Here is a 5,070-nt window from a genome sequence, read left to right as displayed (position 1 = left end):
GGCCGGTTGGCCTTGGTGACCTTCGCCGTCGCGTACTTCAGCGACGGGCCGATCTCCTCGACGTCGAGTTCGACGACGGTGCGCTTCTCGCCTTCCTTGGTCTCGTAAGACCGCTGGCGCAGCCGCCCGGAGACGATCACCCGCATTCCGCGGGTCAGCGACTCGGCGACGTTCTCCGCGGCCTGCCGCCAGATCGAGCAGCGCAGGAACAGCGCGTCGCCGTCCTTCCACTCGTTGGTCTGGCGGTCCAGGGTGCGCGGCGTGGACGCGACGGTGAAGTTCGCGACCGCGGCACCGGAAGGGGTGAAGCGGAGCTCGGGGTCGTCGGTCAGGTTGCCGACGACGGTGATGACGGTCTCGCCTGCCATGTCAGGTCCTCAAACGTGAGAGCGGGTGTCTTACCGCTGGTCGGGACGGATGACCTTGGTGCGGACGACGGTCTCGGACAGGTTCGCCTGACGGTCGAACTCCTTGACGGCGTCCGGCGTGGCCTGCACGTCGACGACGGCGTAGATGCCCTCGCTGACCTTCTTGCCGCTCTTGGTCTTGATCTCGTAGGCGAGCCGACGGCGGCCCCAGATGTCGTTCTTCTCGATGCTGCCGCCCAGATCGCGGATGACCTTGAGGAATCCCTCGAGGGCCGGGGCGATCGAACGCTCGTCGAGGTCCGGGTCCAGGATGACCATGACTTCGTACTGACGCATATGCGTAACCCACCTCCTTTGGACTATGCGGCCACGGTCTCTCCGTGGCAGGAGGGTTTTGCGCGTCTCCCCTGGCCGGCACCGTTGCAACTCGCCTGCGGCGACGCTACTCCGGCGCTCTGACACTCGGGGAACGGTCAAGGTTACCCCGGCGAGCCGCCCGGATTGAAATCCGTGTCGGTTCACCCGATCCTGGGTAGTGGTCCGATTACGTTTGTGATCCGCTGTGCGCACGTGAGTGAGGTGACAGGGCATGACGCAGACGACCCCCGGTACGGGTGACTACGGCCCCGAGGTGGCCGGCCGGCCCGGATCCACGGCCGCGGACTACGCGGAGGACCCCCGCGAGCGCCCCGGCTTCCACATCGGCAGCCACACGCACGAACTGGCCCTCACGGCCGCCGCCCTGCTGCTCGCCGTGGTCGGCGCGGCGATGATCGGCTGGACCGGCGGGCACGTCCTGGGCGGCTGGATCGCGCTGGTCGGCATCGTGGTCGGCCTCTACGCGCAGCTGACGTCGGACACCACCTATGAGCGGATGGTGAACGTCTGCGCGATCGGCCTCGCCGCGGTGGCCTTCGCATTCCACATCCATCACGGCGGTCTCTGGTAGTCACTGCGATCACTCCGGTCACTGCCGTCCCAGGAACGCTGCCGGCGGTCCCGGGCGTGCTGTCGGCCGCCTTGAGTAGCCCTGTCGGTGCCGGGCGTTAGCGTGGAGCCTATGGCTATGCTCATCGGCTCCCACGTCGGCAACGAAGACCCGATCGCGGAAGCGTCGGCCCGCGGGGCCGACGCCGTCCAGATCTTCCTGGGCGATCCGCAGAGCTGGAAGGCGCCGACCGTCGCCTATCCCGGCGGCGCCGCCGCGCTGAGGGCTGCCGCCGAGCAGGCCGACGTCGCCGTCTACGTGCACGCCGCGTACATCATCAACGTCGCCAGCACCAACAACCGGATCCGCATCCCCAGCCGCAAGCTGCTCCAGCAGACCGTCGCGCTGGCCGCCGAGGCCGGCGCCCGCGGCGTGGTCGTGCACGGCGGCCACGTCACCGCCACCGACGCCCCCGACGTCGGCTTCGAGAACTGGCGCAAGGCCGTGGACCAGTTGGAGCAGCACTGCCCGGTGTTCATCGAGAACACCGCCGGCGGCGACCACGCCATGGCCCGGCGCCTGGAGGCGATCGCGAAGCTGTGGGACGCCGTGGGCCACAGCGGCATCGGCCTGTGTCTGGACACCTGCCACGCCTTCGCCGGCGGCATCCCGCTGGAGAGCGCGGTCGCCGACATCAAGGCCGTCACCGGCCGCGTCGACCTGGTCCACGCCAACGACTCCCAGGGCGGCTTCGACTCCGGCGTCGACCGCCACGCCAACTTCGGCACCGGCGAGATCGCCCCGCCGGACGTGATCGCGCAGGTGATCGCGGACGCCGGGTGCCCGGCGATCTGCGAGACCCCGGGCGGTCCCGAGGCGCAGGCGGCGGACATCAAGTGGCTGCGGGAGCGCGTCGCATAAGGTTGGCGCATGGTCTTGAGGGTGCGGACGCTGAGCCGCGAGGAACATGTGGCGTTCATCGAGGAGCGCGCGGCGGATACGAACGTCGCGACCTCTGTCAGCTTCCTGCAGTGTCCTGCCAACGGAGACGTGAAGACGGACTGGCGGCCCGAGTCCGTCGGCTGGGTCGACGACGCCACCGGCCAGGTCGTCGGCGCGGCGCTGGTGCTGTACCGGGACGTGCCGATCCCCAAGCGGGACAAGCTCCCCTTCCTGCGCCGCTCCCTGGCCTACCTCCCCGAGGGCCCGATCCTGGACCTCACCTCGGCCGACGCCGGGCAGGCGCTGAAGCTGCTGCTGGCGCACCTGCGCAAGCGCCGCGCGTTCACGGTGAAGATGGGCCCGCAACTGGTGTCCCGCCGCTGGAACTCGGAGACGTTGAAGAAGGCGATCGCCGAGACCGAGGGCGGCGTCCGTCTGAAGGACATCAAGCCGGACTTCGAGGACCCCGCGGCCCTGCGCGTCATCGACAAGCTGCGCGCCACCGGCTGGACCCGCAAGGAGGCCGAGGGCGCCGGCTTCGGCGACTTCCAGCCCCGCTACGTCTTCCAGCTGCCGCTGGTCGACGACGCCGGCAAGCCCCGCACTCTGGAGGACATCCAGAAGGGCTTCAACCAGCTCTGGCGCCGCAACATCAAGAAGGCGGACAAGAACGGCGTCGAGGTCACCCTCGGCGGCTACGAAGACCTCGCGGAGTTCCACAAGATCTACGAGGTCACCGCCGTCCGCGACCACTTCAAGCCGCGTCCCCTGGCCTACTTCCAGCGCATGTGGAAGGCGATGGAGGCGGAGAACCCCAACCGCCTGCGCCTGTACCTGGCCCGCCACGAGGGCGAGCTGCTGGCCGCCACGACCCTGGTCACCGTCGGGGACCACGCCTGGTACTCCTACGGCGCCTCCGACAACCACAAGCGCGAACTGCGTCCCTCCAACGCCATCCAGTGGCGCATGCTCAGCGACTCCCACGCCGCCGGCTGCAAGGTCTACGACCTGCGCGGTATCAGTGACACCCTGGACCCGGAGGACCACCTGTTCGGCCTGATCCAGTTCAAGCTGGGCACCGGCGGCCAGGCGGTGGAGTACCTCGGGGAGTGGGACTACGCCCTGAACCCGCTGCTGCACCGCGCCTTCGAGATGTACATGGCCCGCCGCTAAGGGCGCGGACCCACTGCGCGTCCCCTGAGCTGCTTCCCTAAGGAGTCGGAACCTTGTCGCTCACTTTGCACGTCGACACGGAGCGCTGGCGCGCCCACCAGGACGAGGTCCTGGCCCGCCACCCCGATCTGGTGCCGGTGGCCAAGGGCGTCAACGGCTACGGCCTCGGCATCCCGAACCTCATGGAGGCAGCCTCCAAGCTCGCCGCAGGGGGCGTGGAGATAACGGCAGTGGGCACGGCCGCCGAAGCCGAGCAGGCCAAGGACCACTACTCGGGACGCCTCCTGGTCCTGACGCCGTACCTGCTCGGCGAGGACGTCCGCGGCCTCCCGGACCGCGTCATCCGCACGGTGTCCTCAGTCGAGGCGGTGGAGGCACTGCTGGGCCGGCGCGTCGTCGTCGACCTGATGACCTCCATGCGCCGCTTCGGCCTGGAGAAGCAGGACATCCCCAGGCTCGCCACAGTCCTGGAGTCCGACCAGGCGCGCCTGGAGGGCTTCTCAGTGCACATGCCCCTGGACCGCGTGGCCAGCGACTACCTCCGCGAAGTCAGCGACTGGGTGGACGCCCTGGTCGCCGCAGGCATCCCGGTCCGGACCCTGTTCGTCAGCCACCTGTCCCCCGCCGAGATCAGCACCCTGGCCAAGCGGCACCAGGGAACGACGGTACGCCCCCGGATCGGCACAGAACTCTGGCTCGGCAACCGCAAGGTGCTGCAAACACGCGGCACCGTGCACAGCGTGCAGAAGGTGAGCAAGGGCGACCGCTTCGGCTACCGCCAGCACAAGGTACGCGCCGACGGCTACCTGATCGTGGCCTCCGGCGGCACCGCCCACGGCGTAGGCCTAGAGAACCCAAAGAACTTCGGCCGCGGCATCCCAGGCCTCAAGACCCGAGCCAAGTTCACAGCCCGCGCCGGCCTGGCACTACTGAACCGAACGATGTCCCCCTTCTCCTGGCAGGGCAAGACCCTGTGGTTCGCCGAACCCCCGCACATGCAGGTGTCGGTACTGTTCCTCCCCGCCAGCGTGACACCCCCGAAGGTGGGGGAGGAGCTCCCGGTCGAGGTGAGCCCGGTGATGACGCACGTGGACCGGGTGGTCTTCGACTGAGGGCGGGCCGCGCTGGCGGCTGGCGGTTCGACATCGCCGCGCGGCAAGCGGGCCGGACACGGCTGGACTGCCAGTCCTGACCGGAACCGGCGCCGTGGCAGCTGCGGTTGGTGACGGATCAGCCCGACCGGCCACGTGGTGAGGGGGTCCGAAGGACCTTGGCGACCAAAAGCAGCACCGCCAGCAGGCAACGCGGCGCAGGCAACAGCGTGATAGAAAGCCGAACAGTCGCGGGCCGCCGGCAGCAAGCAGGACGCGCGGGTCGCCCCCCCGTCGAGGAGCGCCCGCCGGAGGCCTCAAGGCGCCCACCAAACGCGGCCGCCGCCCGCCAGACCAAACGTGTGCGCAGTGACTCGGACTCATGCGTGGTCGTATACGCGAACACCGCCAGCCGCCAGCGCGACCTGCGACGCTCAACCGAACTGCGTCCCCCTGCGAGGTCATCAAACCATTGGCGAAGCCGTAAAAATCGCCTGTAAAACCACAGCCCAACCGCACCCGGCAGCGCACTGACACCAAGCAGCATCCCGCCCGACAACAGCACGGC

The 5,070-nt window shown here is 69.0% G+C and carries 6 protein-coding genes; 4 read left to right on the top strand and 2 right to left on the bottom strand.

The features are described from left to right. Positions 1-368: single-stranded DNA-binding protein (locus GWK61_RS52645; protein ID WP_194921798.1), on the bottom strand; the 368-nt coding region annotated here is incomplete at its 3' end. A gap of 30 nt (positions 369-398) precedes the next feature. After that, positions 399-704 (bottom strand): 30S ribosomal protein S6, encoded by a 306-nt coding sequence (rpsF, locus tag GWK61_RS52640; RefSeq protein ID WP_012784585.1) that lies wholly within the window; start codon positions 702-704, stop codon positions 399-401. Between the two features lie 253 nt (positions 705-957). Here rpsF and GWK61_RS52635 point away from each other — a divergent pair, with 253 nt between their 5' ends. The 4 genes from GWK61_RS52635 (at position 958) to GWK61_RS52620 (ending at position 4,523) form a co-directional block, all read left to right on the top strand. Then, on the top strand, positions 958-1,317 hold the full coding sequence (locus GWK61_RS52635) for a hypothetical protein (RefSeq protein ID WP_194921797.1): 360 nt from the start codon (positions 958-960) through the stop codon (positions 1,315-1,317). 111 nt (positions 1,318-1,428) lie between these two features. Next, complete coding sequence (locus GWK61_RS52630; protein WP_194921796.1) at positions 1,429-2,217, top strand: deoxyribonuclease IV; 789 nt, start codon at positions 1,429-1,431, stop codon at positions 2,215-2,217. Positions 2,218-2,226: 9 nt separating this feature from the next. Then, entirely contained in the window at positions 2,227-3,411 is a 1,185-nt protein-coding gene (locus GWK61_RS52625; RefSeq protein ID WP_194921795.1) for a lipid II:glycine glycyltransferase FemX, read from the top strand. A 53-nt stretch (positions 3,412-3,464) separates the two neighbouring features. Beyond that, positions 3,465-4,523 (top strand): alanine racemase, encoded by a 1,059-nt coding sequence (locus tag GWK61_RS52620; RefSeq protein WP_194921791.1) that lies wholly within the window; start codon positions 3,465-3,467, stop codon positions 4,521-4,523. Positions 4,524-5,070: the final 547 nt, after the last annotated feature.

It is taken from the genome of Catenulispora rubra, from assembly GCF_015356825.1.
GTDB lineage: Bacteria > Actinomycetota > Actinomycetes > Streptomycetales > Catenulisporaceae > Catenulispora > Catenulispora rubra.
The sequence above is the reverse complement of the archived record's forward strand: the minus strand, read 5'-3'. Positions and strand labels throughout refer to the sequence as shown.